Here is a 26,210-nt window from a genome sequence, read left to right as displayed (position 1 = left end):
GGTTGGTGTGACCATGGATATGTCAGAATACAAAGAAATATTTAGAGCAGAGTCGGGAGAACATCTGCAACAACTTAACGATTCATTACTGGGGCTTGAACAAAACCCCAATGACCTGGAATACATCAATACCATGTTCCGTTCAGCACATACCCTGAAGGGAATGTCCGCTACAATGGGTTTTAACAGAATATCAGAACTTACCCATGAAATGGAAAACCTGATGGACATGGTCAGAAAATCACAGGTCGAAGTAAGTAACGGATTAATAGACATTCTTTTTGAATGCCTGGATACACTAGAAGCACTTGTTGAAGCTGTCGACAGTGGTGAAGAAGTAGACATTGCACATCTTCAGGCAACTCTTGCACAGGCTATGGAAGGAACCATGCCAATACAGGAGATTAAAGGATCTGTAACTGCAAGTATTGATACTATTCAAAATGAGATTGGTAACGAAATTCCAGACTGTTCTTCTGAAACCGAAACAACCACAGAGGTTGCTTGTGTTATCGACAATATTGAATTATCAGATAATGAAAAGCAAGCAATACAGGAAGCTGTTAAAGAAGGCAACCGTGCTGTTTCATTGAATGTCATTCTTGATGAATCATGCGTTCTGAAATCTGCAAGATCAACTCTGGTACTTATTAATGTCTCCAGAATGGGAGAAATTATAAAATGCATCCCTACGGAAGCTGAACTTGAAGACGAGAATTTTGATTTGGATTTTACCGTGATCTTCACAACAAAATCAGCTGATGAAGACATCGTAAGTACCGTTAAGAAGATTTCAGAGATAAAGGAAGTACTTCCTACAACCATCGCTGAGAGTTCGGTAACTGAGGAAAAAGTGCAGGATCAAAAAACAGAAGAAACAGAAGAAAAGAAAAGTGCTTCTGCTGTCAAGAGATCCGATGCGGTCAAGAGTATACAGAGCGTGAGGGTCAATATCGAACGTCTTGACAACCTGATGAACCTTGTAGGAGAACTTATAATCAACAAGATCAGGCTGAACCAGCTTGCATCTGACCTTAATGCAAAGGAACTGGATGAATCACTTGCAAATCTTGACAGGCTTACAAATGAGATCCAGACCGAAGTAATGGAATCAAGAATGGTTCCAATTGACCAGATCTTCAGCAGATTCCCCAGAATGGTAAGGGATCTTGCAAAGTCTGAAGGAAAACAGATCAATCTTATTATAGAAGGTAAAGAAATCGAACTGGACAGGACCGTATTGGACGAGATTGGCGATCCGCTGGTTCACCTTCTTAGAAATGCTGTAGACCACGGAATAGAATCCGAAGAAGAGCGTAAGCAACTCGGAAAACCTGTTGCAGGTCTTGTAAGACTGGCAGCTTCACGTCAGAGGAACAGTGTACTCATTGAGGTGGAAGATGATGGTAAAGGAATGGAACCCGGACACCTTCGGGATGTTGCCGTCAAAAAAGGTCTTCTTACCAGAGATGAAGTCGATAAATTATCAGACAATGATGCGCTGAATCTCATTTTCATGCCTGGTTTTAGCGGAGCGAAGGTGGTTACCGATATCTCTGGAAGAGGTGTCGGAATGGACGCGGTCAAGAACAAGATCGAAGCTCTTGGAGGAAGTGTCAAGATCAGTTCCGTCCCGGGTCAGGGCAGTATAATGAAACTGCAACTACCACTAACGGTTGCAATCATTCAGTCACTCATGGTTACTGTAGCTGATGAAACTTATGCTATTCCTCTTGGAAATGTTATCCGCGATGTAGGAATAAAAGCCAGCGACATAAAGACCATAGAAGGAAAAGAAGTTATCATGCTAAGGGGAGAAGTTCTTCCATTACTCAGATTGCATGATGTACTCGAATGCCCCACCGAAGAGGAAGATAAACATAATCTCATCGTTGTGGTTGTCGAAAAGATGGGAAGTAACATAGGACTGGTAGTTGATGATCTCCTTGGCCAGCAAGAAGTAATCATCAAGACGCTTGACAATAAACTTTTGAAAAATATGAAAGGATTTGCAGGTGCAACAATTCTTGGAGATGGAAGTGTTGCGCTTATCCTTGATATTGCTACATTAATCTAAAGACGAGGGAATAATATGACAGAATTAGACGAAATGGCAAGAGGAGCATTTCAGGAGGCCGGAAACATTGGAATGGGACATCTGGCCACTTCTCTTTCAAAAATGGTGAGCAGGGATGTGAAAATCGATATCCCTGTTGTAGAAATGCTCAGTCTGGATGAAATAATCGCAAAAAGCAATGAAGAAGGCAAGAACAAGAGTGTAGTTGGAATTCACCTTCATATTACAGGTGACGTGTCAGGAGGAACCCTCATACTGCTCCCTAAGTTCTCAGCACTATCATTTTCAGATCTGTTGATGAAAAAATCAATCGGAACTACTAATAAAATAGAAGAGCCGCAGATGAAGAAACTCCGTGAGATGGGTGTGAACCTCTGCAGTGCTTATATGCGTGTTGTTAATGAATTCCTCGGAATAAATCTCAACATTGGAGACCCCAGTATGGAGGTTAACATGGAAGGAGTAGGGGATTTCATCAGAAAGGAAATAGGACAGGTTGCAGATGAGTTCATTGTTGTGAAAGGTGAATGTCTAATACCTTCTACAAACTCAAAAAATGAATTCAACATGATGTTTGAACCCGGTGCCACGGACATAATTATGACAGCTATTATGAAGAAGATGATGGGATAAAATGAATATTGCCCATTTTGCCCTGGATATAGGAACAAGAACTGTTGTGGGACTTGTTACAGAAGATGGGAACCTCAACATAAAAGCTGCATGTGTTCATGAACACAACGAGCGCAGCATGCAGGATGGGCAGATCCATGATGTTGAAAAAGTTGCAAAGGTTGTGGACGAGGTCAGAAAAGATCTGGAAAAGCAAACCGGATGCAAATTATCAAAAGTTGCCGTAGCTGTTGCAGGAAGAGCACTTAAAACATCAAAAGTTAATGTTTCAGTAGAGATGCCTTACAGAGAAATAAGCCGTGAGGACATCTCAGAACTGGAATTTGAAGCAGTGGCACGTGCTGGTAATGAACTTGGAAATGGAAAAGGATTCAATTGTGTCGGATACTCGGTTGTCCACTACGAATTGGACGGTCAACTCATTTCCAACATAATCGGACAGAAAGGAAGTTCTGTCACAGTGGAAGTACTTGCTACATTTTTACCGGAAGCTGTTATCAGCAGCATGTTTGCCGTACTTGACAGATGCGGACTTGAAGCATCAAGCGTGACCCTTGAACCAATAGCCGCCCTTAATGTTGCAATCCCTGCTGATATGCGTAAACTCAATATCGCACTTGTGGATATCGGAGCAGGAACTTCCGATATTGCAATTACCGATAATGGAACTGTAATTGGCTATGGAATGGTCCCTGAAGCAGGGGACGAAATTACTGATTTTATATGCGATCACTATCTTGTGGATTTTAAAAAGGGAGAAAATATCAAAAGATCCCTCACAAGCAAGGAAAGGATAGAACTTGAAGACATCTTTGGTGTTACCACTGAAATCCCGGTAAGTCAGGTGATTGCCGACATTGAACACGAGGTGGATAAGCTTGCAATGCATATCGCCGAAGAGATCCTTACTATAAATGAAAAAGTTCCAAGAGCAGTGGCTCTTGTAGGTGGAGGATCACAAACTACAGGACTAAAAGAGCACATTTCAAAGCACCTTGGCATACCTGTGCAGAGAATCGGTTCACGTCTTCCAAAGCAGATAGAAGGTCTGTCCGACAATACTGGTGTTGTCAACGGTGCAGATATGATAACACCACTTGGCATAGCCCGTATGGCAATTCTTGAAGAAGGAATCGAATTTATTGACCTGACTGTAAACGGTCTGGAAATACATCTGATGGATATCAACGGACTCTCCATCATGGATGCACTTGTAGCTGCAAAAGTCAAGCGCCTCTATCCACGCCCCGGAATGGCACTTAGCCTTAACATCAATTCCGAATTCAGAACCATTGAAGGAGAAATGGGCGAACATGCCAGCATAGTACATAATGGGAAAAAAGCAAGTCTTGGAGACCCTGTACACAAAGGTTCTGTCATTGAATTCACAGCACCTGTGGATGGAAAAGACGCTCACCTGAAAGTTAAAGACCTCATAAGGATGCAGGGACTGAAAACTGCGTACAAGGTCAATGTCAATGGCATGGAAAAAGAGATCGGACCTTTTGTTACAATTAATGGAAAAAAAGCGTCCATCGGAGATAAAATCCCTGACAGAGCTGATATTAAGATACATGCTCCTAATCTGGAAGATGTTCTTGATATGGAGTTTGGAAGAGATGAACGTGAAAAGATATCAGTAATAGTCAACAATAATATCCGATACTTAGACCGGATAAATTACACTTTTAAACTGAATGGCGATTCTGTTGACAGAAAAGAACTTTCACAACAGCCAGTCAGTGATAATGATATAATCCTTATTGAAAAATCAGAGTTTGATTACAGGATTGAGAATATTCTGGGCAAACCTGAAGAAGGCAAAAAGATCAGTGTACTTCTCAACGGCAGCGAGATCGTATTTGACGGGTCAATGCCTCAAATCAGCCTTAATGGAAAAAGGGCATCTCTTTCTGAAGGAGTTAGTGATGGGGACAGCATCGTATTAAAAATTGGAGAAGAGGCAGAGCCGATACTGTCAGACCTATTCGAATTTATGGACATTAAAAAGGAGGAACTTGTAGGCAAGCGAATGAGGCTTCTTGTGAACAATGTTCCTGCCAGATTTACAACCCCTTTGAGGGATGGGAACAATGTGACAATAGAATTTGCAGAGGTATAAACATGCTTAAAACTGTTGGGAAAAACGAAGATGAATATTATGAAATATTGAAGAACCTGATCCAGAAAAACCTTGGATTCAATTCAAACCAGTACAAAGACTCGCACTTCAAGAGAAGAATCGATGTCAGATTACGTGCAACAAATGTCAATACTTACAAAGAGTATGTGGAACTGCTGCAAAGTGATAAGAATGAGTATCCTGAACTCATGGAAACACTGACCGTAAATGTTACGAATTTCTTTAGAAATCCGGAAGTGTATGATATTGTAGAGAAAGAAGTACTGCCAACAATAATAAAAGCAAAGAACAGTGGCCTGCGTTCAATAAGGATATGGAGTGCCGGATGTTCCATTGGCGTAGAAGCATATTCCATAGCCATGTTATTAAATCATTTACTTGGCAATGATTTTAGTAAATATAACATAAAGATAACTGGAACTGATATCGATAAAGAGAGTCTCTTAAAGGCTCAGAACGGCATATATTCCGATGCAGAAATGAAGGATGTAAGACCTGCTTTTCTTAATAAGTACTTCACCAAGGATGGAAATAAGTACATAATTTCAAATGAACTCAAGAAGATTACACAGTTCAAAAAACAGGATCTGATATCAGGACCGAAAATGAGTGGCTTTGATGCCGTATTCTGCAGGAATGTTACTATTTATTTCCAGAAAGAGTTGCAAGAACAGCTATACCTGGATTTTTACAATGCACTTGGAAAAGATGGTTTCTTTGTAATGGGTAAGACCGAGACACTGATAGGACCATCAAAGGACAAATTCAAACCCTACAATTCCAGAGAGAGAATCTACCAGAAATGACATGCAAATAGAATCATGAAATTACATGGGCAAAACGTAATCATGGAGTTTACAAATGAAACATAAGATATCAAGCCTGAGCGAGTTGCAGATAAGCGCCCTAAGGGAAATTGTGAACATTGGTGTTGGAAACGCTGTAACCTCGCTTTCCAAAATGATTGAAACGGAAGTGAAGATTGAGGTTCCTGATTTCAAAGTGGAACTTATTGAGAATGTTCCTGAGGTTCTTGGAGGTGCAGATAATGTTGTTTCAGGCGTGATAATGCAAGTAACCGGCGATGTTGATGGATACATTATGATGATGCTTCCTGAAGAAGCAGCTCAGACAATCTGTGGGATCATTACTCATGAAGAGAAGGCGGATATACTTACACCTTTTAATCAATCACTCCTTGAAGAAGTAGGGCATATTCTGGCAGGGTCTTATGTTAGCTCACTATCTGATTTTTTGGGCCTGAATATCAAAATTTCCACGCCCATGCAGACTTTTGACATGCTTGGTGCCGTAATTGACCAGATATTAATAGAAATGAGTCAGAAAGTTAAGTACGCACTTCTTTTTGACACTTTGTTCATAATTCAGGGAAACAGAACAGATGGATTCTTCCTTACAATGTTTGACCCTGATTCCATGGACACAATAATTGACCGTATTGAAAAGATGATCTGACAGGAGAGAAATGAATGAACATAGTACTTGATAAGTTCTATTACGATGCATTAAATGAAGTGGGAAATATCGGAATGGGAAATGCAACAACCGCACTCTCACAACTTGTAGACAAGTCCATACAGGTCAGTAGTTCATCCCTTACATTGCTCAAAGCCCAGGATATTTCTGAGAAACTGAATTCAGAGAAAATAGGCGCCATAGTAAGAGTTATGGGAGATATGAACGGCGGATTCATACTTATCCTTGGAAAGAATCATTCGGAAGTTCTGGCTGATATGCTTCTTAAGGATATTACTGAAGACAATTATATGAAAAAATCCGCATTCATAGAAGTTGCAAATATCCTCGCTGGCAGTTATTATAACGCACTCTCCAAGTTTCTGAACCTTTCGATCATACCTTCGATTCCTGTCATATCTGAGGGCACTAATGATGAGATATTCGAAAAATCAAAAAAACACATGAGTGGAAAAATAGAACACATCTTCGGCCTGACAACCTTGTTTGAGATTAAAGGTGAAGATGAGTACCATAGTCTGAGCGGTGATATGTACATGCTTCTGGATACAAATTCTTTGCAATCTGTTATCGACAAGATAGAAGAAATGCGTACGAGATAAACATGATAATAGTGGGAATGGCTGACAGTGCTGTTGCAAAAAAACCCGCAAAACTCACCACTCTTGGACTGGGATCCTGTGTGGGAATTTCGCTGTATGACAAAAGCACAGGCGTTGGCGGTATGGTGCATATTATGCTTCCAAGCATAGAAAATGCAAGAGCAAAAGACAATATTGCCAAGTTTGCAGATACAGGAATCTCTGCACTTCTGGATGAGATGGTGGAGACAGGTGCGTATAAACACCGAACCACTGCTAAGATCGCAGGCGGTGCAAGCATGTTCTCATTTAACTCAAAAACCCAGCTCAACATAGGAGAAAGGAACGTATCGGCTACAAAGGATGCTTTGAAACAACTTAAAATACCCATTATTGCTGAAGATACCGGCAAGAACTATGGACGCACCATTGTGCTTGACACTGAAAACGGAGAACTTACTGTCAAAAGCGCACTAAAAGGTATAAAAGTATATTAATATATACAACTTAATAATATATTAGATTGATGAATAATAGGTGACAGCAGGATGTTAACTCCGGAAATTACATTAACACACATAATTTTTGTATCCATAGCGTTAGCGTGTGGATTGGCAGCCATATACTTCTGGGTAAAAGTATATTTTGAGACAAAAAAAGGATCTATTGCCTGGTTACTTCTTGCACTTACAGCTATATTCCTTATCACATCCTCAATATTCCCATCAATCGCTATCGGTTCACAGGATGAAGATATTACTGAACTGATCTTCCTGTTCCTTGGTTTCTGGAGTGCTGTCTACACCAGCGTATTTGCCGCTGCCGGATTTTTGATGCTTCAGGCATTTAAGACTATTCCGAGGGAAAAGCTTGGAGATTTCCTTATTGAGGGAATGGTATTCACAAAACATGTTGAATCCGAAGATAATATGGAAGAAATGCCGGAAGTAGAGCAGATGTCAAAACTCCTCAGCAGGTCTACACTTATTGAATACACACCAAAGACCCGATATGAGGATTCTGTCATAGAAATCTGCCTTCGTCTCTACGGAGAAATGGTGAACACTGTTCTGGTATCAACACAACCACGTACTGAAATGTACAAAGAGAAAATTGGAGATCTGATGGATATAGGCGCAATGAAATTCATAGAAATCTCATCCACAAGTAAGCATGTCACCAATGAAGATGGAATTGTAAAATTGCCTGCAGATGAGATAGAGAAATTCTTTGAGCTTACAAGTAAGCTTCCTGAAGGTTGTGCTGTTATCTTTGAACCTATTAGCCAGCTGATCCTGACAGACGGTGAACAGAGAACCTATGAATTTATGTCTGAAATGGTAGAACGTTTCTCTTCAAGTCAGTTACTTCTGGTAGGTCTGATCAATAAGGATGCACATGACTCACAGACCGTTTCCAGATTTGAAGGTCTATTCCTGAACCTTGCAGAAGAGAAGGATGCAAAGATCCGTGTTATAAAAGGCGGAAAAGAGGAATATATCCGGTTCTATGTAGGAGAGAAATTCTTTATGGAACAGGATGTAGAGGTTATACTCGAGGAAAAAAAGGTTGAGTTCTAATGAGCAGACAACTTGACAATTTTCTGATTGATGCATTCAAGGAGATAGGCAGCATAGGTATGGGAAATGCTACTACTTCCCTGTCCAAGCTTATTGAGAAAAGAGTGCAGTTAAATCTTTCAGATGCACGTTTGTTTGAGCCGGCTGCTCTTGTCGACATGATACCGGACTCTATCACAATGACCAGCATAATGATTCCCATCCATGGTGATCTGAATGGTCTTGTAATGCTGCTGTTCGAGTTTGGAAATGCCGTTTATCTGAGCAACCTGCTGTTGCAAACTATCGAGCATGATGATGACCCCAGTATTTATGAGTCTGCTCTTCTTGAAACAGGAAACATTATTGCAGGATCATATCTGAATTCCCTTTCATCTTTCCTTAATCTAAAAATCATGCATTCTGTGCCAGACATAAGTATCGGCAATATTGAGGATATACTGAAAAAGAGCCTCAATAAGATGCATAAAGAACCGGAAGGAATACTGAACATGGAGACGATGTTTATGGTATATTCATCTGAAAAGGATGTAGGAGCCGGTACTATCTATGGAGATATGTTCCTTCTGCTGGAAGAAGAATCGCTTGACAGGATGCAAACTTCCATTCAGGAAATGCTGAAATGATTTTACAATTACAAATTAGGTTTTACGGTTGAACTATATGAAAAATATCTGGACACAGCATCTGGAGCGATCAAGAAATGATGATCGAAACAGGGAAAACACGTTTTCACGCATGTTGTACTCTCTTGTCAGAACAGAGAATGAGGACTATTTCCAGACAGCCAGAACAGAAACTTCAGGCAGTGGAAATAAAACGGATAAAAATACCCCTGACAAGGCAGAGACTGAGATCCGCACATGGGTGGCTGAGAGCCATAAAGGATACGAACTGGGAATAGATTCCCTGATAAAAGATAGTGTAAGGCTTATCATGATAGAGGATGGAAGACTTTTTCTCAGATATGATGTTGCCGGTGAAACACCTTTTGAAATGGCTGTGAAATCTGAAGATGAAGCTCAGTATATTATTGAGGAAGATAATGCGACAACTGAACAGCTTTATCCGGATAAACCAGAGCTTAAATGGATTAAAATAACATAACTTTAATATATATAGATAAATTCTATGGCAAAGAATAAAAACCATTACAACAATTAATATATAAATATAGTATATAACTAATCGGACCCGATAGATAAAGGAGACCTATAATTATGATGGACATTGCAATTTACTCGCTTGTTGATGACATGGTCAGCAAAGCAGGAACAGAAGGTGTCGTAGAATACTGGCTTCGTGTAGGTGAGAGCTATGCAGAAAGGATGGGCAAAGAAGCATATGTCGGATGGCCTGCCTTTAATGTGGCAATGAAGGACGGAAGGACATCTCTTACTGTAGAAGGTGATGTAAATGTCCAGACTGACCTCGCTATCACTGACAAGGATGGAGATGTTATTGGATACGTCTATGCTTTAAAAGTGTGCCCTATGGCACCTACCATGGGAAGATACATTTCCAGAATAGGTCCTATTCCTGATTCTGACACTGATGTGGCTGACAGCTATAACAACCGTGTCAGAGACTCAGCTGTTTCTAATTACTGCATTACCCACCAGAAATTCAGGGAAGTTGCAGCTAATAATATTACTGTTGCAAAACAGGCTCTTGAATGCCTGCATCTTGCAAATAAAGGAATGACCGGCGAAGTTAAAATGGTACAGGAAAACCTTGCAAGAATAAATGTGGATGACAGACACATTAAGAGTATTCTGCGAAATGCATCCTGTGTGTTCGCTCTTATTGTGAAAGGTAAGAGTGCGGGCGAGGAGATAATTGATTAAAGGTGATAGTATGGCTGAAAATATAGAATCAAATCCTTTTGTTGATGTTTCAGTATTCCTGTTCTTTGAGGATATTTCCGATAAGCAGGGTGTTGAAGGTTTTACCAACTACATGGTCGGCCAGGCAGAATCACTGGCTAAATCAGTTCCTGAAGAAGAATACCGTACATGGGATGACTTTGCAAATGCTGTTACTAACGGAGAATCCGTACTTTCATCATTTGAGAGTATCGGACAGATCAGCAAATACGGTTTTGTTACCAATGTATGTCCTTTCTCCAAGGCTATCAGGGAATACATTAAGAGAATAGGTAACTTCAATCCGGTTCACATGGAAGCAACCGATCATTATAATCACACAATACAGCCTTCTGCTGCGCACAGTGCATGCATGATGCACCAGACTTACCGCAAGGAAGTTGCAAAGAGGATTAAGATCGGTGGCAAACCACTTCAGTATGCCCAGATCGCAGCAAAGGCATACACAGGAAAGATCGCTCTTCCTCCTGAATCATGGAAGAAGGTCCTGCTTGAAAAAGCAGGAATCACTGAAACCCAGGGATTCATGGAAATGAGGGAGAACAGTTGTCTGTATCTTCTTTATGTTGAAGAATAAGAAAGAAACATTTTAGAGCAGTAAAGTATATACTGCTCTAAAACTGATTTTCTATTAATGGAACCTATATTCATATTTATTTTTTCTTTACTTCTAATCCTTATTCTCACTGCAAAACTTAGATTACATCCTTTTCTAGGACTTATTCTCACATCTGTCATCACCGGAATACTTGCAGGTGAAGCATCTACAACGATAGAAACAATCACAACCGGAATGGCAAAGGTTTTCGCACATTTTGCAATAATAATTGCTTCCGGCAGCATTATTGGCCTAATTATACACAGAACCGGTGGTGCAAGACTCATTGCCAACGATATAATAAATATATCAAAAAAGCCACTTTTCGGACTGAATATCCTGGGTTTCATCTTTGCGGTTCCACTTATGTGCTGCATCCTTGCCTATGTGATATTCATCCCGGTTGCAAGAGAGATAAGAATCAGAGAAGGATTACCAAAGGTTCTCACTGCATCAGTACTTGTTTTTGGAACTTTGGCATCCTATAATCATGTTTATCCATCTCCAGTTGTTTATTCAGCTATCAATGAATTGGGAATAAATTCCAGCGATGTACTGATTCCCGGAATCATAATTGCACTAATTGTTTCTATTACAGGATACGTCTATGCTATGAAATTCTGTAAAAATGGAGAAATTGATGATTTTATAATTGACACTGAAACAGAAACTGAGACTAATGATCTGTCTGGCAGGATTGCTGCCTACTTCCCTATTACTATCCCTGTTGCATTAATTTTTGCAGATGTATTCACAAACATAGCTCTGTTTGATATTCTGGGTGAACCTGACATGGCATTGCTGATCGGAGTTGTCATGGCGATATTCTTTGCTTACAGGCAATACACATTTAATTCTGTCAGGGAATGGGTGGAAAAAGCCATCAAAAGAAGCGGTGTGGTCATCCTTGACATGTGTGGAGGAGGCGCCCTGGGTGCCACACTTTCAATGACAGGAGTCGGACAGGAGATGGGAACCCTTCTTTCAAAACTGCCTTTGCCTGCCATTCTAGTTCCATTCCTCATTGCAGTTGCCATACAGAGCGTGCAGGGTTCCCGTGTTGTTACAATGCTGGTTGCACCCTCTATTGTGATACCTCTTGTACCGGTTCTTGGTCTGCCACCTGAGATAGTACTTTTTTCAATGGCATCAGGAACATTTCTGATCTCACACTTCAACGACCCGTTCTTCTGGATATATAAGGATCTGGCAGAACTGGAGACTTCAGAGGTTCTGAAAAGTTATACACTGGGTGGTGCTGTGATGGGAGTAACAAGTCTGATGCTCACTGGTGTAGCATACATGCTGTTCTACTAAAGTACAAAAAAGATCAAAATAAATTCGAAAACAAATTAATCCAAAAAAGAAAAGAGCTGACCGGCAAAGCCGGCCTTCTATTTTAAAATTTAATGATGTGCGTGTTCGTCTTCAGCCTTCTGCTTTTCCCATGCTTCGTGTGCTTCGTTGATTGAAGCAAGACACTTCTTGCAGATGCCTAGTGTATCAGGGTCAGCACCTTTTGAGAATGAAGGTCTGCTGATCGTTACATCGTGCAACTGTGCAATTGCACCGCAGAAATCACATACACCTGCTGTTCCGCAGCTAGGAGACTCTGCCAGTGCATCATGGGCTTTTTTACCTGCATTGAGGCATCCTTCACAAAGTCCCTGCCACATTCCGTGAGGATATGAATGCTCGTACTTTGGTTTGAATACTCTGACAGGAACCACTGTTGGAATTCCAACTCCGCAAAGATCACAATCTGTCATTTTACATACCTCCTGGAATCAGTACTGATGCTGCTTCCATTGCCCAGTGGACAAATGGCTCTGACCAGAAACCAATTGCAAGTACACCGATTGCTGCAACTATAAGTGCAATGGTGTATGGGAATGGTTCTGAGACCTTATCGCCGTCTGTTGGCAGGAAGTACATGTACTTGACAATCTTTGCATAGTAGCCAAGTGAAATTGCACTGTTAAGAATTGCAATTACTGCAAGCCACACAAAGCCTGCCTGGATAGTGGATGAGAACAATACGAACTTGCTCATGTAACCTGCTGTAAGAGGAATACCTGCAAGAGCAAATACAAATATTGTCATACAGAGAGCAGTTATTGGCATTCTCTTTCCAAGACCTCTGAAGTTATCAATGTGGTCCGGGTCAGCTGAATCCTTGTTCTCTGAAAGTACCATGTATGTCACAGCTGCTGTTGCAATGAAAGCTCCTGCCTTCATGAAACCGTGTGACAGTGCATAGAATATTCCACCGCCGAGTGCAAGTGGTGTGAGTACCACAAATGCCATTGTAATGTAACCTGCCTGTGCAAGTGAGGAGTATGCAAGCATTCTCTTGACACTTGTCTGTTTAAGGGCTACAACGTTACCGTATGTCATCGTGATGACTGCAAGTATTGCAAAAGCGATCTGCCAGTCTGCCTTTAGAGCGATGAGTGCAACCACGAATACCTTGAGAGCTGCTACGATACCCATCTTCTTTGAGCCTGCTGCAAGCAGTGCTGATACAACTGATGGTGAACCCTGGTATGTATCAGGTGCCCACATGTGGAATGGTACAAGAGCGATCTTGAAACCGAAGCCTGCCAGCAGAAGAACTACTGCAACAATTCCCATTGGACTTGATACAAGTGTAGCGGAATTTGCTGCAATTTCAGGGATGCTGGTTGTACCGGTTGCTCCGTAGACATATGAGATACCAAGAAGCATAAGTGCTGCTGAAAGTGAACCGATGATGAAGTACTTCATGGCTGCTTCCAGTGACTTGGCGTTCTTCTTCTCAAAACCTGCAAGTGCGTATGTTGCAAGACTTGCAAGTTCGAATGCCACGAAGAGTACCATAAGGTCGTTTGCTGATGCAACGAACATCATACCGATTGTTCCAAACAGTCCAAGAGTAAAGAATTCCTCAGTGTGACTGTGACCTTCAGTATACTTGATACCTGCAATACTAAAGAGTAATGCAACCACAAGGAAGACTATTTTGAAGTACTGGGACAGGGCATCAATTGTTACAGTGTTATTGAACAATGTTGCTTCTGTTCCAAGACTTGAGATCGTCAGTCCAAGTGCTACAAGGACACCAAGTGATGCCAGATAGCCAAGAACTTTCTTTGAGTCTGTTGGAAGGAACAGTCCGATAAGCAATACTGCCAGTCCAGTAACTGCAATGACAATTTCAGGTGCTAATAACATTATATCCATAATTTACACCCCCATTGCAGCCATAAGGCTGACTATGTGATCAGAGTTCGTAATCATCATATCAAGTACCGGGGTTGGATGAAGTCCGAAGTATACTATGAGTATTGCAATGACTCCCATTGAAAAAGTCTGGAAGACATTGATATCCGTTACTGTACCAAGTTTCTCATTATAGACACCAAACATAGCCCTCTGGAGAGCCCAAAGGTGATATGCTGCTGTTATCACAATGGCCATTACTGCGATTATCACATATGATGGCAGGTTCACAAAGCTTCCTGCAAGTACGGATACTTCAGCAATGAAACCAGTGAGACCTGGAAGTCCAAGGGATGCCATAAATGTCAGTACCATAATGACTGCCAGCTTTGGCATTTTCTGTGCAAGACCACCAAGATTGTTCATTATCCTTGTACCTGTTGTGTTGTTGATAACACCACATGACATGAACATAATGCTCATGATAAGTCCGTGTGAAAACTGCTGGAACATTGCTCCTGATACAGAGAGTGATATCAGACCGGCTGCACCGAGTGTTACGTAGCCCATGTGGCTTACACTGGAGTATGCAACCATTCTCTTCATGTCCTTCTGTGAGAGTGCAAGGAATGCACCATAGAGTATACTTACGGAACCAAGGACTGCCATGATGGTGATCATCAGGTTTGGTGATGCTGTGAATGGCAACATTGGAAGCATGACCTTAAAGAGACCATATCCACCGATCTTGAGCATGACAAAGAGCACACTTCCGGCTGTTGGAGCCTCAGTATATGCATCTGGAAGCCATGAGTGGAATGGGAAACTTGGTATCTTTACAATGAAACCGAAGAGCAGTGCAAGGAATATCATATCCTTTGCAATTCCAGATTCAATGAACTGGAACTGACCAATCAGATATGGTATATCAAGGCTTGGTGTTCCTGTCAGATCCCATGCTGCAAAGTAAAGTCCGAATATACCGAGCAGCATCACAAGGGAAGCTACATGAGTATAGATAAAGAACTTAATTGCTGCTTTATGTTTATTGGGTCCTCCCCATATGCTCACCATGAAGAAGAGCGGTATGAGTGTAAGTTCCCAGAATACGTAGAACAGGAAGAAGTCCAGTGCGGTGAATACACCGATTACTGCACCCTCTGTTGCGAGTATAAGTGCGTAGAACTTGTTTGGTGATTTCCTGTCATCGTTCCATGTGAAGAGAACGAGAAGTGGAAGTACAATTGCATTGAGAAGAATCAATGGCATTGCGATTCCATCAACACCGAGGTGGTAGGTAATTCCAAGTGATGGTACCCACTGTGCAAGTTCCTCGAATTGGTTATCTGCTATAGTGCTGTCGAAGTTAAAGTACATGTATACTGTAAGTAACAGTACAATAACAGTACCGGCAAGTGCTATTACTCTTGCCTGTTCCTTTGTTTTTGTGAATAATGCAAGTGCTGCGAATATCAGAGGTATCAGCACGATCATTGAAAGTATCGGCATCATTAGAGTACCTCCATTACCACTTTAACAAGAATAATCAGAAGACTTACTCCGGTTATTACTGCTGTGGCGTAATTCTGTACTGCTCCTGTCTGGAACTGACGCAGTGATTCACCTGCTTCCAGTGTAACGTCGCTGAACCATTTGACAATCCAGTCAAATCCTCTGTCAACTGCACGTCCTGCAAAGGCAAAGCCTTCGTAGATTATCTTGACTGAGACAAAGTTGGTGAATATAGCGTTCTGGTAGTACCTGTTGTACAGGAGTTTGTAAATTGGGTTGTTTCTTGAAACAATGCTGTCCATGTTGACAATCTGAAGTCCGTAGATCAGGAATGTAATTACAAGACCTGCAAGTGCCATGATGAGTGGTAGCCAGAGTATAAGTATTGGCTCTTCACCAGCATGTTCTGCAAGGTGATAACCACCAAGTGTTGCCAGACTTGAAATATCCATGTTTACGAAATTGTTCACAAATGTCTCGCTTACAAATGTATTGAATGTCTTGGATGTAAGTCCACCGAAGACCAGTGCAAACAGTGCAAGTATTGATAGTGGGATTGTCATTGATGCAGGGGACTCGTGGCCTCCATAATCTGTGCGTGGCTTACCATAGAATGTCATGAAGATAAGCCTGAAGATATAGATAGAAGTCAGTAGAGCTGCTGCAATTGAAAGTAAATATGGTATCCATGATCCTGTTGTTTCTCCGAAGAGGTATGCACTCTCTATGATTGCATCCTTACTGAAGAAACCGCTTGTACCTATGGATGTACCTGGAATACCCATTCCGGTAAGCGCCAGTGAAGCAATGATCATTGTAATTGCTGTAATTGGCATTACCTTTGCGACTCCTCCAAGCTGTCTCATATCATGTGTACCAACTGCGTGAATAACACTACCAGCACACAGGAAGAGAAGAGCCTTGAAGAATGCGTGGTTGATCAGGTGGAAAAGAGCAATACCTACTGCTTCAGATCCTACTGCTGCACCAACACCAAGTCCAAGCATCATGTAACCGAGCTGACTTATGGTGGAGTATGCGAGTACACGCTTAAGGTCGTTCATGACAATACCCATTGTTCCTGCAAACAATGCAGTGAAAGCACCTACATATGCTACAACCATGAGTGAGTCAGGAGCTGCGATGAACATTGGGAATGTTCTTGCAACCAGATAGACACCGGCTGTAACCATTGTTGCTGCGTGTATGAGAGCAGAAACGGTTGTTGGACCTTCCATTGCATCAGGGAGCCACACATGAAGTGGGAACTGACCTGACTTACCAACAGCACCACCGAAGAACAGGAGTGTTATCAGAGTGATGTGGCTGACTTCCATTCCAAAGATGTTTGCATTAATTGCTGCAATATCAGAAATGTGTGCGAAGATCTCGTCGAATCTGAGTATAAAGACACCATCAGGGATGGTACCGTTGAATATCTTGTAAAGGTCTGAGAACAGGACAATAATACCTGTAAGGAACATTACGTCACCAATCCTGGTTGTCAGGAAAGCCTTCTTTGCTGCTGTTGCAGCGGATGGTTTCTGGAACCAGAATCCAATGAGAAGATATGAACAGACACCTACAAGTTCCCAGCAAATAAAGAGCTGGAGGATGTTGTCTGAAAGAATCAGACCAAGCATTGAAGCTGTAAACAGTGCTGTCTCGGCAAAGTACCTGGAAGGTGCCTTGTCGTGTGACATGTAACCTGTTGAATAAATGTGGATAAGCAGACTTACGAATGTAACCATCGTAAGCATGACTGCTGCCAGTGGGTCAACAAGGATACCTATGTTGAGCATGGCAAACCAGCTGTATGACTGGCTCACAACTTCTTCAGGATTTGCAAGCAGGTTCAATGTAATTAATAGTGAAATTACGAATGATGTAGCAATAGCTGCTATTGGAATTATTGCACCGCCGGTTGGCAGTTTCTTCCCAAGGAAGAATGTAAGCACAAAGGCCAGTGCAGGCAGAACTGGTATTAAGAATGCAAGATTTTCGACTGCCATTTTTACCACCTCAGTACGTTAATATGGTCAAGGCTGATCGTATCCTTCATTCTGTAAAGGGCCATGAGTATAGCAAAGCCGACTGCTGCTTCACATGCTGCAAGTGCAATGGAGAACAGTGCAAATACCTGTCCAGTAAGATCATGGTGATAGCTTGAAAATGCTACAAGGTTAATGTTTGCAGAGTTAAGCATGAGTTCCACACACATGAGAATACGAATACCACTACGCTGTGTCATGATTCCATAGAGACCTATAGAGAAGATAATTGCTGCAAGAGCAAGATAAAGTACAATTGGTATCATTTGTTATCATCTCCTTTTGCCATGTAGATGGCACCCATCAATGCGGACAACAATATGATTGATAGTATTTCGAACGGAACCACGAAATCAGTGAAAATCATCATTCCGATACCCTGGATGTTACTCTGGTCAGCAATATCCTGTGGAAGCTGATCCATTATCGGCCAGCTTGTAAAGGCAACTGACACAATAATCACTGCCAGGAACAGAGCTGCGATGATCATTCCAAGTATTCGTGGTTTAAGGTAGTTATACACAGATGTGATAACATCCATTGCTGTAAATGATATTTCTTTATTCAGCATCTGTACCAAACTCCTTCTTAGTAAGCATTACAGCGAACAGTATCAGTACACCGACTGCACCAATGTATACAAGTACCTGGACTACTCCAAGGAACTGAGCATTGAGCAGTATATAGAAAGCTGCAACAATGAACATTGTTACTACAAGTGCAATGGCTGCTCTGACTACGTCTTTAGCTGTTACTACAAATATTGCGAACACTATCGATACAAGAGCAAGGATCGCAAAGACGATCAATTCAATTATTGAGCCTATTGTGGCGTCCATCTGCTCACCTCTTCACCAGCTTCTTCTTCAGCATTAATGTCAACTTCCCTTGCCAGCATGTCCGGTGTAAAGAGAAGATCCTCATGGTTCCAGCGGATTACACCTGTCAGGTATACCTTTGAACTTTCCAGTGCATCCTTTGGACACTGACTGATACAAAGACCACAGAACAGACAGTGACCTATGTCAATCGAAGGGAACCATCTCTGCTTGTTACTGTCAGGATTGATACGTGCCCTGACGATCTTGATACAATTGTTGGGACATGTGTTGGCACATATTCCACAGCCTATACATTTCGTTTTATCCAGTACTTGTAAGCCTCTGAACCTGTCTGAAAGTTTTGTTGGTTCTTCCGGACACATTCTTGTAACAGGAGGGCCGAAATAAATGTTCTTTACTGCTGTTATGATATTTTTAATAACCATTTTAGTATACCCCCAGCAGACCAAGTGCAATTACCCATCCAAGGTTAAGGAGGGCCAATGGCAGAAGTTTTTTCCAGCTCAGGTCTACTACCTGATCGATCCTGTACCTTGGAACAGCCCATCTGATCATGATGATAAAGAGAATCACCAGTGCCACCTTCAACAGGAAGAAAGCAGTTGGGAGGATTATACCAAGGATTGTGATATTAGTCAGGAATGCAGGGAGATTCCATCCACCAAGGAACAATAGTACAACAAGCATTGAACCAAGGATCAGGTGAATATATTCTGCAAAGAAACAGTAACCGAATCTCATACTTGTGTACTCGGTCATCCAACCTGCAATGAGTTCTTCCTCGGACTCGTTCTGGTCAAAAGGAAGACGACCCATATCAGCCATAAGAGCAATGAAGAATACAATAGCTCCAAGAGGCTGCATTATTATGAACCAGAGAGGGCTCTGAGCCTCAGCGATCTCTACTATGTTCAGTGAACCTGCCATGATAGCAACACTCACAACACAGATACCGAGAGGAACTTCATATCCAATCATACGTGCAAAGTTCCTGAAAGCTCCGAGAACAGAGAACTTGTTGTTAGCACTGTATGCAACCATGAAAATACCGATAATTGAGATTGCAGACATTGCTTCAATATAAAGGATACTTATATCCATCTCTGTTGCAGCGAGCACATAACTCTGACCATCTATAATGATAGCACCAAAAGGCATTGCAACAAGCATCAGGAAAACTGATCCCATAAGAAGGATCGGTGCTGATGTGAATAACAATTTGTCAGCATTCTTTGGTATGATATCTTCTTTCGTGAACAGCTTGATAGCATCTGCAACAAGCTGAAGTAATCCGTGTGGACCTACTCTCATAGGACCGTACCTCTGCTGAACATCTGCAGAGAGTTTACGCTCAAACCAGACAGCTACACAGGCACCACCGAAAACTGCACCCATGATGCACAATCCAAAGATACCCCTCAGGATCGGGTTATAGATTATTGCTTCTATATCCATCATCATGATCACCTGTCAACCTCACTGGTACATGTGTCCATACTACCGGCAATTGCCACAATATCTGCAACTGGTACTCCTTGAAGAAGTGGTGGCAGGGTCTGAAGTGTTGGGTACACAGGTCCTCTTATCTTTACACGGTATGGTTTATCTGAACCATCGGATACCATATAGAATCCCATTTCTCCTCTTGGGTCCTCCACACGGTGGAATACCTCTCCGGCTGGAACTCTCATTACAGGTGACCTCTTTCCATATGGAGTTCCCTCCGGGAAGAGTGGTCCTGATGGAATCTGGTCAAGACACTGCTCGATAATGTACATACTTTCGCGCATTTCATCCAGACGTACCTGGATTCTTGCGAAAACGTCACCATCAGTCTGTGTGCATACCTTGAAATCAAGGTCATTGTAGACGAGGTAAGGTTCATCCTTACGAATATCGAAAGCAACACCTGTCGCCCTGAGTGGTGGTCCTGATACACCAAGATCCTTTGCAACATCTGCTGTAAGAACTCCTATACCCTTTGTTCTTGCCTTGTAGATAGCATCGGTCCTGTACAGTTCTTCATAATTATCAATAGCCTTTCTCAGGTTTCCAAAGACATATTTTACATCATCCTTGAATCCGTCTGGAAGGTCGTCCTTTACACCACCATAACGCAGGAAACTGTGTGTGACACGTGCTCCGGTAACGGAGTCAATAAGAGACATCACATCTTCCCTGTCCCTGATGGTATACATGAACATACTTACAAATCCTACAAAAGAAGCATATTCTCCCATACCGAGCAGGTGGCTCTGTAATCTGGAAAGTTCTTCCATAATTACACGGATATACTGTGCTCTTTCAGGCACTTCGATACCTGCAAGCTTCTCAACACTACCAACATAAGCCTCTTCGTTGGTCATTGCTGCAAGGTAGCATATCCTGTCAACAATAGTAATGCCCTGAAGGTATGTTTTGCTTTCAAGGATCTTTTCAATTCCTTTGTGGATCCAGCCCATCTCGACCTCAGAGTCCACAACGGTCTCACCCCTAAGTTTTGCATTCAGCCTGAATGGTCCTGGCATCATGGGGTGCTGTGGGCCAAGGTGTACTATCATTTCAGAAGGTCCAACTGTTTCATCCATAATTAACCCTCACACCAAATTCCTTGCTGTCTTGTTGGGGAAGCCTTTGTAATCCTTACGCAGTGGCCACTCACCGAGCATCTCTTTTGGAAGTACAAGAGGTTTAAGGTCGGGGTGGTTAAGGTACTTCACACCAAACAGTTCGTACGTTTCTCTTTCGTACCAGTTAGCATTCCAGTAAACAGGCACCACAGATTCGACCTCCGGGTTGTCCCTTGGAAGGATCGCCTTCATGGTCAGGACGACCGGGTGTTCGTAGGAACCTATTACGTATATTACTTCGATCTCATTCCTGTCCGGATAGTCTACTCCGAATTCACAGCAGAGGTGTCCGAAAGAAAGGTCTTCCTTGAGGTAGCGGCAAACTTCCACTACATTTTCCGGCTTCACTTTGGCAACGATCCTGATCTCAGATTCGATATTTGCATCGAAGATGTCTTCAGGGAACTTGCCTGTAAGTGAAGAGATAATAGAATTAGCGTCCATTTTTTTCACCTCAGTAATCAGTACCTTTGTCCTTCTTTGCTTCGATCTTTTTCTGAAGCTCAACAAAACCCTGAATAAGAGCTTCACATCTTGGAGGACATCCAGGAACAAAAACATCTACCGGGAAGACATCATCTACATTCTGATGGGTACTATATGACTCATAGAAAGGACCACCGCTGATAGCACAATCTCCAAAGCATATTACCCATTTAGGTGCAGGCATCTGATCCCATATCCTTTTCAGAGCTGGCAGGTATTTCTTTGTCACATAACCACTGATGATCATTACATCAGCATGCCTTGGGGAGTTACGTGGGATGATACCAAAACGGTCAGTATCGTAGTGAGCCATACCAGTAGCAAGCAGCTCAACACCACAGCAACCCATTGCATTTACCATGAACCATAATGAATTCTTACGTCCCCAGTTAAGAACATCCTGAATCTTTGTTTTCTTAATGAAATCAGCGATAGCATTTGAGTCGGTAAGCATTGTTCCCGGAACGTCAGTATATCCAACATCCAGAACAGCATCTTGTTCGACATTCGTCTGCTCTATTTTATCCATTTAAGAGCCTCCTTCTTGATCAGATAAACGTAGCCAAACAATACAATAAAAATAAAGACAAGCATTTCGACAGTTGCTATAAAATCAATACCATGTCCCTTGAAAATCGTAGCCCAGGGATAAAGGAAAAGGACTTCAATATCAAAGAGAACAAAAGCAATGGCATAAAGATAATACTCAACATTGAATTGAATTCTGGCATTTCCTATTGGTAAGGAACCAGCCTCATATGTCGTGTACTTTGCTGATGCCTTACTCCTCGGACTTAACAATTTAATGATAAGCATTGTCATGGGAGGCATCACTAATGCCACAATGAGAATTATCGCAACCGGTATGTAACTATTGGCTATGTTACTAATATCGATTATTCCTGACATAATATATTCTCCTGAAAGTTATAATGATACATAGACTATTTGTATAAAACACCTTCGTGCGAGTGATTATACAAATAACTACTAAACATGTGCATATAGACAAACAATATCTGTCGATATATTTTTCAATAGATAGAGTTCTAATAATTGATAATAATTCATCATATTTAAATTGTCTTAATTAAAATACCGCAGGCTGAAACCCGGCCAAAAACTATAATAGGAAAGAGAGTAGGAACTCCGGTTAATCTGTACATATAAGAAAAGAAACTGCGCCTGAGAACAAATAACTTTAGTAACTTCCGCAGACACAGCATCATTTTGGATTTAGTCAAGTCTTATGAATTACAATTATCCGATTCGTTCGCATACATTTATGTTAAACACTTTTGAAGGAGAAATATTTCTTAATTACCGTGTCGCACTCTGAACAGGAAATAACCATCCAATCACCAACGTCCCTTCGCGTGTATTTATCAAAAATGGATGCACCACATTCCGGACAAACATAGTAATCTTTGAAATAATAATGGTAAAAGTGAGGAGTTGCCTCCAACCAGTCAAGTACTTTCTGCATATGCTCAAAATAGCGCTTCTTTGACGGATGACTATTACCATTTTCCAATGCATCATGTACTTTTGCACTGACATCCCTGGTGTGCTGACCTGATTTCTGCGCCAGCTTCTTGTAATCAGAAATGTATTTCGTAGTGTTGTTTAGATAATTCAAGTACGCAGCGTGAGCTTTAGGTTCACGCTTCCAGATTGTGCTAAGGAAGTACTCACCCATAATGTCTTCCATAATGTCTGCACACGTAGTGCATATATTGTAACCTTCAAAATGTTTGAAGTCCTGCAATTCACCACATATCATACAAGTTTCCATGTAATCAACCCTCAGAGGGAACGTGGTGTCATTGCTTCACGTGTGAACATAATTGGGAAAATATTGAGGACTGCAAGAAGATCACCTTCCCTTACCCTTCCACTTTCCTGGCCAATAATATAGGCAGAATTAATGACACGTTCACTATCCACAGGTTTAGCGCCACCTTTTGCACCGACCTTGATCAGAGAAACAACTGCATGGTGTGAAAAAGTACATGGAAGTGCTACCATATCAGGATCCAGATATATCTCTTTTACATTGACCTTCTTGAATTCGCCTGCACGGATCTCCACATCCTCATCAGATATTACCATTTCCCATTTTGCGCGAGTTGCAATGGTAAACTCGTAAGGTGCAGCCTTAACCTTCCTGGATGTCAATTCCCCATTATCCCTTGAAACTACCTGGATCACTTCTTTCTTCATAAGTTCACCTAAAAAAGTAACTGACATGATGGTATATAAAAGTTCGTAACAACTGTCATGAATAATCATGATACAAGTGAGGAGATGAATCTAACAAGTAATCCTAAATAAAACAAAAACATAAATGTGCTCACACTACTAGCACACCATCAGAAATACGTTATCTTTTAAGAATCACACAACTCTTTTCTTTATGACATTTAGTTGTCAGTATGCTTTGGGAATCTTTAATACCATCCATATTACCCAACACCTGCAGAACATTTTCTTTTAAAGAATGGATATCAAAAGTCCGCACTTTCAAAAGCAGGTCATAAGGCTCTAGCAATTCATAGATTTCCAGTACATCTTCGATTGCCTTCAGGCGGTTGATTATATTAATCCTCTTACTCTGCTCGATATTAACACCGATGAAAGTTGTGACGTTAAGACCAACTTCGTTAGTATCCACCTTGACAGTAAATTCTTTGATTATCCCCGTTTCGCGCATCTTTTCAATTCTCTTATGCACAGTGGATGTCGCAAGGTCAAGAGCTGTTGCAATCTCAGTGCTGTGCATACGGGAATCTTTGCAAAGGTATTCTAATATGGCCAGATCAACTTCATCCATGATAATATAATTATTACTCGATAATAATAAATATTTCCGTTTGAATCCCCTGATGACAAAAATGTGTAAGATATTGAAAATAATATTATCTAACGTAACTCATCATGCTCCATAAAACAAAACAAAGAACAATAAGACTTTTTATTCTTGAAAACATTATACAATGAAATCCGGTGAATGTAATATGAAAGTAAACGAAAACTGTGTAGGATGTGGCCAATGTGCTGCTTTTTGTAGATTTGGAGCCATTGAGATCAGAGGAAAGGCGAGTTTTACTCCTGCCTGCATAGAGTGCAGAGCATGTGCCGCATACTGTCCGGTTAAAGCAATAGAGGCATAGGATGAAAGCAATTATTATCGGTTCAGGACTGGGAGGGCTTTTGAGCGCAGCAAAGCTTTCAAAAGCAGGATATGAAGTAGAGATATTTGAACGCCTTCCCATTATAGGAGGAAGGTTCACCAACATCCCGTATCAGGGTTTCCAGTTGAGCACCGGTGCATTGCACATGATCCCACACGGACCTGCCGGACCCCTTTCCCAATTATTGAGAGAAGTAGGAGCTAACGTAGAAATAATCCGCAAGAAACCAGTTTCGGTCATAAGAGTTCCACGGACCAGAAAAGATACGGATTATAAGTTCGGCTACAAGGATATTCTTTTTGAGGACTTTAAAGCTCCATTCTCACTTATAAATCGCCTTAAACTCATATATTACGTTATAAGTACCAGAAAAAACCCTCCTACAGGACAATCTTTTGAGGATTGGTGCAGAAAACACATCCCTCAGGACTGGACATACCGTATTTCAGATTCATTCTTTGGATGGGCACTCAGTTTGAAAGGTGCAGACGTACCTGTGGAAGAAGCATTTGCGATCATCGAAAATCTATATCATTTCGGCGGACCGGGAGTCCCAATGGGAGGATGCAAAGGAGTTACCGATGCACTGGTAGATATTATCACATCCAATGGTGGAACCATATACACATCCTCAGAAGTTACAGGTCTTAAATTAGACAATGACAAAGTAACTGCAGTTATCGTAGATGGCAAAGAACATACTGCTGATCTTGTTATTAGTGATATAGGACATCCTGCAACTGCAAACCTGATAGGAACCGAAACAAATGTTAGTGGAATGGATGAATACGTACACAAATCAAAAGACCTTAAACCATCCGCAGGAATAAAGATATGTCTGTCATCAGACAAGCCACTTATAGGACATGGTGGCGTGCTCCTCACACCTTACGCAAAAAGGGTTAACGGTATTAATGAAGTGACAAATGTAGATCCCTCTCTTGCACCGGCTGGAAAACATCTTACAATGGCACATCAATGTGTTCAATGGAAGGATCTTGATAATCTTGACAGGGAAATCGAACTTGGACTTGAAGACCTTAGTGACATTTTCTCAGGAAAAGAATATGAAGTACTTCTGATACAATCATATTCAAATGATTGGCCTGTGAACAGATCCCCCTCAGGTGCAGACCTTAAGAACAAAACTCCAATGTCAAACCTCTACGTAGTAGGAGATGGAGCTAAAGGAAAAGGTGGCATTGAAGTAGAAGGTATTGCTCTGGGTGTTAAGAACTGTATGCATAATATTATTGCAGAGTAAAATATATAAAAAATCATTACCAGTAAAACTTATGT

31 protein-coding genes are annotated in these 26,210 nt (G+C 41.4%); 15 read left to right on the top strand and 16 right to left on the bottom strand.

The window, feature by feature from the left end; translation table 11 throughout:
- The first annotated feature begins 13 nt into the window (after positions 1-13).
- From RE474_RS10365 to RE474_RS10305, 13 genes are all read left to right on the top strand, one after another.
- Positions 14-2,077 carry a chemotaxis protein CheW gene (locus RE474_RS10365; protein WP_309310297.1) on the top strand — a complete coding sequence of 688 codons (2,064 nt, stop codon included), beginning with the start codon at positions 14-16 and terminating at the stop codon, positions 2,075-2,077.
- Positions 2,078-2,092: 15 nt separating this feature from the next.
- Positions 2,093-2,710 carry a chemotaxis protein CheC gene (locus tag RE474_RS10360; protein WP_309310296.1) on the top strand — a complete coding sequence of 206 codons (618 nt, stop codon included), beginning with the start codon at positions 2,093-2,095 and terminating at the stop codon, positions 2,708-2,710.
- A 1-nt stretch (position 2,711) separates the two neighbouring features.
- On the top strand, positions 2,712-4,832 hold the full coding sequence (locus tag RE474_RS10355; RefSeq protein ID WP_309310295.1) for a cell division protein FtsA: 2,121 nt from the start codon (positions 2,712-2,714) through the stop codon (positions 4,830-4,832).
- A gap of 2 nt (positions 4,833-4,834) precedes the next feature.
- Complete coding sequence (locus RE474_RS10350; RefSeq protein WP_309310294.1) at positions 4,835-5,659, top strand: CheR family methyltransferase; 825 nt, start codon at positions 4,835-4,837, stop codon at positions 5,657-5,659.
- A 55-nt stretch (positions 5,660-5,714) separates the two neighbouring features.
- The gene (locus RE474_RS10345; RefSeq protein WP_309310293.1) at positions 5,715-6,329 is read left to right on the top strand and encodes a chemotaxis protein CheC; all 615 of its coding nucleotides are present in this window, start codon (positions 5,715-5,717) and stop codon (positions 6,327-6,329) included.
- A gap of 14 nt (positions 6,330-6,343) precedes the next feature.
- Positions 6,344-6,952 carry a chemotaxis protein CheC gene (locus RE474_RS10340; protein WP_309310292.1) on the top strand — a complete coding sequence of 203 codons (609 nt, stop codon included), beginning with the start codon at positions 6,344-6,346 and terminating at the stop codon, positions 6,950-6,952.
- A gap of 2 nt (positions 6,953-6,954) precedes the next feature.
- Positions 6,955-7,428, top strand: coding sequence for a chemotaxis protein CheD (locus RE474_RS10335; RefSeq protein ID WP_309310291.1), 474 nt, complete (start codon positions 6,955-6,957; stop codon positions 7,426-7,428).
- 51 nt (positions 7,429-7,479) lie between these two features.
- Positions 7,480-8,511 (top strand): MATE family efflux transporter, encoded by a 1,032-nt coding sequence (locus RE474_RS10330; RefSeq protein ID WP_309310290.1) that lies wholly within the window; start codon positions 7,480-7,482, stop codon positions 8,509-8,511.
- Positions 8,511-9,137, top strand: coding sequence for a chemotaxis protein CheC (locus RE474_RS10325; RefSeq protein WP_309310289.1), 627 nt, complete (start codon positions 8,511-8,513; stop codon positions 9,135-9,137). Before RE474_RS10330 ends, RE474_RS10325 begins: the two co-directional genes overlap by 1 nt.
- 37 nt (positions 9,138-9,174) lie before the next feature.
- Entirely contained in the window at positions 9,175-9,618 is a 444-nt protein-coding gene (locus tag RE474_RS10320) for a hypothetical protein (RefSeq protein ID WP_309310288.1), read from the top strand.
- Positions 9,619-9,731: 113 nt separating this feature from the next.
- The gene (locus tag RE474_RS10315; RefSeq protein WP_309310287.1) at positions 9,732-10,358 is read left to right on the top strand and encodes a hypothetical protein; all 627 of its coding nucleotides are present in this window, start codon (positions 9,732-9,734) and stop codon (positions 10,356-10,358) included.
- A 10-nt stretch (positions 10,359-10,368) separates the two neighbouring features.
- Complete coding sequence (locus RE474_RS10310; protein WP_309310286.1) at positions 10,369-10,974, top strand: hypothetical protein; 606 nt, start codon at positions 10,369-10,371, stop codon at positions 10,972-10,974.
- Between the two features lie 57 nt (positions 10,975-11,031).
- The gene (locus RE474_RS10305; RefSeq protein WP_309310285.1) at positions 11,032-12,312 is read left to right on the top strand and encodes a GntP family permease; all 1,281 of its coding nucleotides are present in this window, start codon (positions 11,032-11,034) and stop codon (positions 12,310-12,312) included.
- Between the two features lie 89 nt (positions 12,313-12,401).
- Here RE474_RS10305 and fpoO read toward each other — a convergent pair whose 3' ends face one another.
- The 16 genes from fpoO to RE474_RS10225 all read right to left on the bottom strand — a co-directional run bounded on the left by fpoO (position 12,402) and on the right by RE474_RS10225 (position 24,550).
- Positions 12,402-12,764 carry a F420H2 dehydrogenase subunit FpoO gene (gene fpoO, locus RE474_RS10300; protein WP_309310284.1) on the bottom strand — a complete coding sequence of 121 codons (363 nt, stop codon included), beginning with the start codon at positions 12,762-12,764 and terminating at the stop codon, positions 12,402-12,404.
- Position 12,765: 1 nt separating this feature from the next.
- A complete protein-coding gene (gene fpoN, locus RE474_RS10295) occupies positions 12,766-14,217 on the bottom strand; it encodes a F(420)H(2) dehydrogenase subunit N (protein ID WP_438861576.1) in 1,452 nt (483 codons plus the stop codon).
- A 3-nt stretch (positions 14,218-14,220) separates the two neighbouring features.
- A complete protein-coding gene (fpoM, locus tag RE474_RS10290) occupies positions 14,221-15,708 on the bottom strand; it encodes a F(420)H(2) dehydrogenase subunit M (protein WP_309310283.1) in 1,488 nt (495 codons plus the stop codon).
- Positions 15,708-17,720: a F420H2 dehydrogenase subunit FpoL gene (gene fpoL / locus RE474_RS10285; RefSeq protein WP_309310282.1), complete on the bottom strand. Its 2,013-nt coding sequence runs from the start codon at positions 17,718-17,720 to the stop codon at positions 15,708-15,710. Before fpoL ends, fpoM begins: the two co-directional genes overlap by 1 nt.
- A 2-nt stretch (positions 17,721-17,722) precedes the next feature.
- On the bottom strand, positions 17,723-18,025 hold the full coding sequence (gene fpoK / locus RE474_RS10280) for a F420H2 dehydrogenase subunit FpoK (RefSeq protein ID WP_309310281.1): 303 nt from the start codon (positions 18,023-18,025) through the stop codon (positions 17,723-17,725).
- On the bottom strand, positions 18,022-18,330 hold the full coding sequence (gene fpoJ, locus RE474_RS10275) for a F420H2 dehydrogenase subunit FpoJ (protein ID WP_309310280.1): 309 nt from the start codon (positions 18,328-18,330) through the stop codon (positions 18,022-18,024). Before fpoJ ends, fpoK begins: the two co-directional genes overlap by 4 nt.
- Positions 18,320-18,598, bottom strand: coding sequence for an NADH-quinone oxidoreductase subunit J (locus tag RE474_RS10270; RefSeq protein ID WP_309310279.1), 279 nt, complete (start codon positions 18,596-18,598; stop codon positions 18,320-18,322). The genes fpoJ and RE474_RS10270 overlap by 11 nt, the downstream gene beginning before the upstream one ends.
- Complete coding sequence (fpoI, locus tag RE474_RS10265; RefSeq protein ID WP_309310278.1) at positions 18,583-19,026, bottom strand: F420H2 dehydrogenase subunit FpoI; 444 nt, start codon at positions 19,024-19,026, stop codon at positions 18,583-18,585. The genes RE474_RS10270 and fpoI overlap by 16 nt, the downstream gene beginning before the upstream one ends.
- Before the next feature lies 1 nt (position 19,027).
- Positions 19,028-20,062, bottom strand: coding sequence for a F420H2 dehydrogenase subunit FpoH (gene fpoH, locus RE474_RS10260; protein WP_438861575.1), 1,035 nt, complete (start codon positions 20,060-20,062; stop codon positions 19,028-19,030).
- Between the two features lie 2 nt (positions 20,063-20,064).
- Positions 20,065-21,189: a F420H2 dehydrogenase subunit FpoD gene (fpoD, locus tag RE474_RS10255; protein ID WP_309310277.1), complete on the bottom strand. Its 1,125-nt coding sequence runs from the start codon at positions 21,187-21,189 to the stop codon at positions 20,065-20,067.
- A gap of 9 nt (positions 21,190-21,198) precedes the next feature.
- Complete coding sequence (gene fpoC, locus RE474_RS10250; protein WP_309310276.1) at positions 21,199-21,675, bottom strand: F420H2 dehydrogenase subunit FpoC; 477 nt, start codon at positions 21,673-21,675, stop codon at positions 21,199-21,201.
- A 10-nt stretch (positions 21,676-21,685) separates the two neighbouring features.
- Positions 21,686-22,171, bottom strand: coding sequence for an NADH-quinone oxidoreductase subunit B (locus RE474_RS10245; RefSeq protein WP_438861592.1), 486 nt, complete (start codon positions 22,169-22,171; stop codon positions 21,686-21,688).
- 62 nt (positions 22,172-22,233) lie between these two features.
- Positions 22,234-22,626: a F420H2 dehydrogenase subunit FpoA gene (gene fpoA, locus RE474_RS10240; protein WP_309310274.1), complete on the bottom strand. Its 393-nt coding sequence runs from the start codon at positions 22,624-22,626 to the stop codon at positions 22,234-22,236.
- Positions 22,627-23,005: 379 nt separating this feature from the next.
- Complete coding sequence (locus RE474_RS10235; RefSeq protein WP_309310273.1) at positions 23,006-23,512, bottom strand: hypothetical protein; 507 nt, start codon at positions 23,510-23,512, stop codon at positions 23,006-23,008.
- Between the two features lie 11 nt (positions 23,513-23,523).
- Positions 23,524-23,940 (bottom strand): DUF22 domain-containing protein, encoded by a 417-nt coding sequence (locus RE474_RS10230; RefSeq protein ID WP_309310272.1) that lies wholly within the window; start codon positions 23,938-23,940, stop codon positions 23,524-23,526.
- 160 nt (positions 23,941-24,100) lie between these two features.
- Positions 24,101-24,550, bottom strand: a complete 450-nt coding sequence (locus RE474_RS10225; protein WP_309310271.1) for an Lrp/AsnC family transcriptional regulator — start codon at positions 24,548-24,550, stop codon at positions 24,101-24,103.
- A gap of 184 nt (positions 24,551-24,734) precedes the next feature.
- Here RE474_RS10225 and RE474_RS10220 point away from each other — a divergent pair, with 184 nt between their 5' ends.
- Positions 24,735-24,890 (top strand): 4Fe-4S binding protein, encoded by a 156-nt coding sequence (locus tag RE474_RS10220; protein ID WP_309310270.1) that lies wholly within the window; start codon positions 24,735-24,737, stop codon positions 24,888-24,890.
- Between the two features lies 1 nt (position 24,891).
- On the top strand, positions 24,892-26,175 hold the full coding sequence (locus RE474_RS10215; protein ID WP_309310269.1) for a phytoene desaturase family protein: 1,284 nt from the start codon (positions 24,892-24,894) through the stop codon (positions 26,173-26,175).
- Positions 26,176-26,210: the final 35 nt, after the last annotated feature.

The organism is Methanolobus sediminis (assembly GCF_031312595.1).
Lineage (GTDB): Archaea > Halobacteriota > Methanosarcinia > Methanosarcinales > Methanosarcinaceae > Methanolobus > Methanolobus sediminis.
Note: the sequence above shows the minus strand (reverse complement) of the source record. Positions and strands in the feature narration are given on the sequence as shown.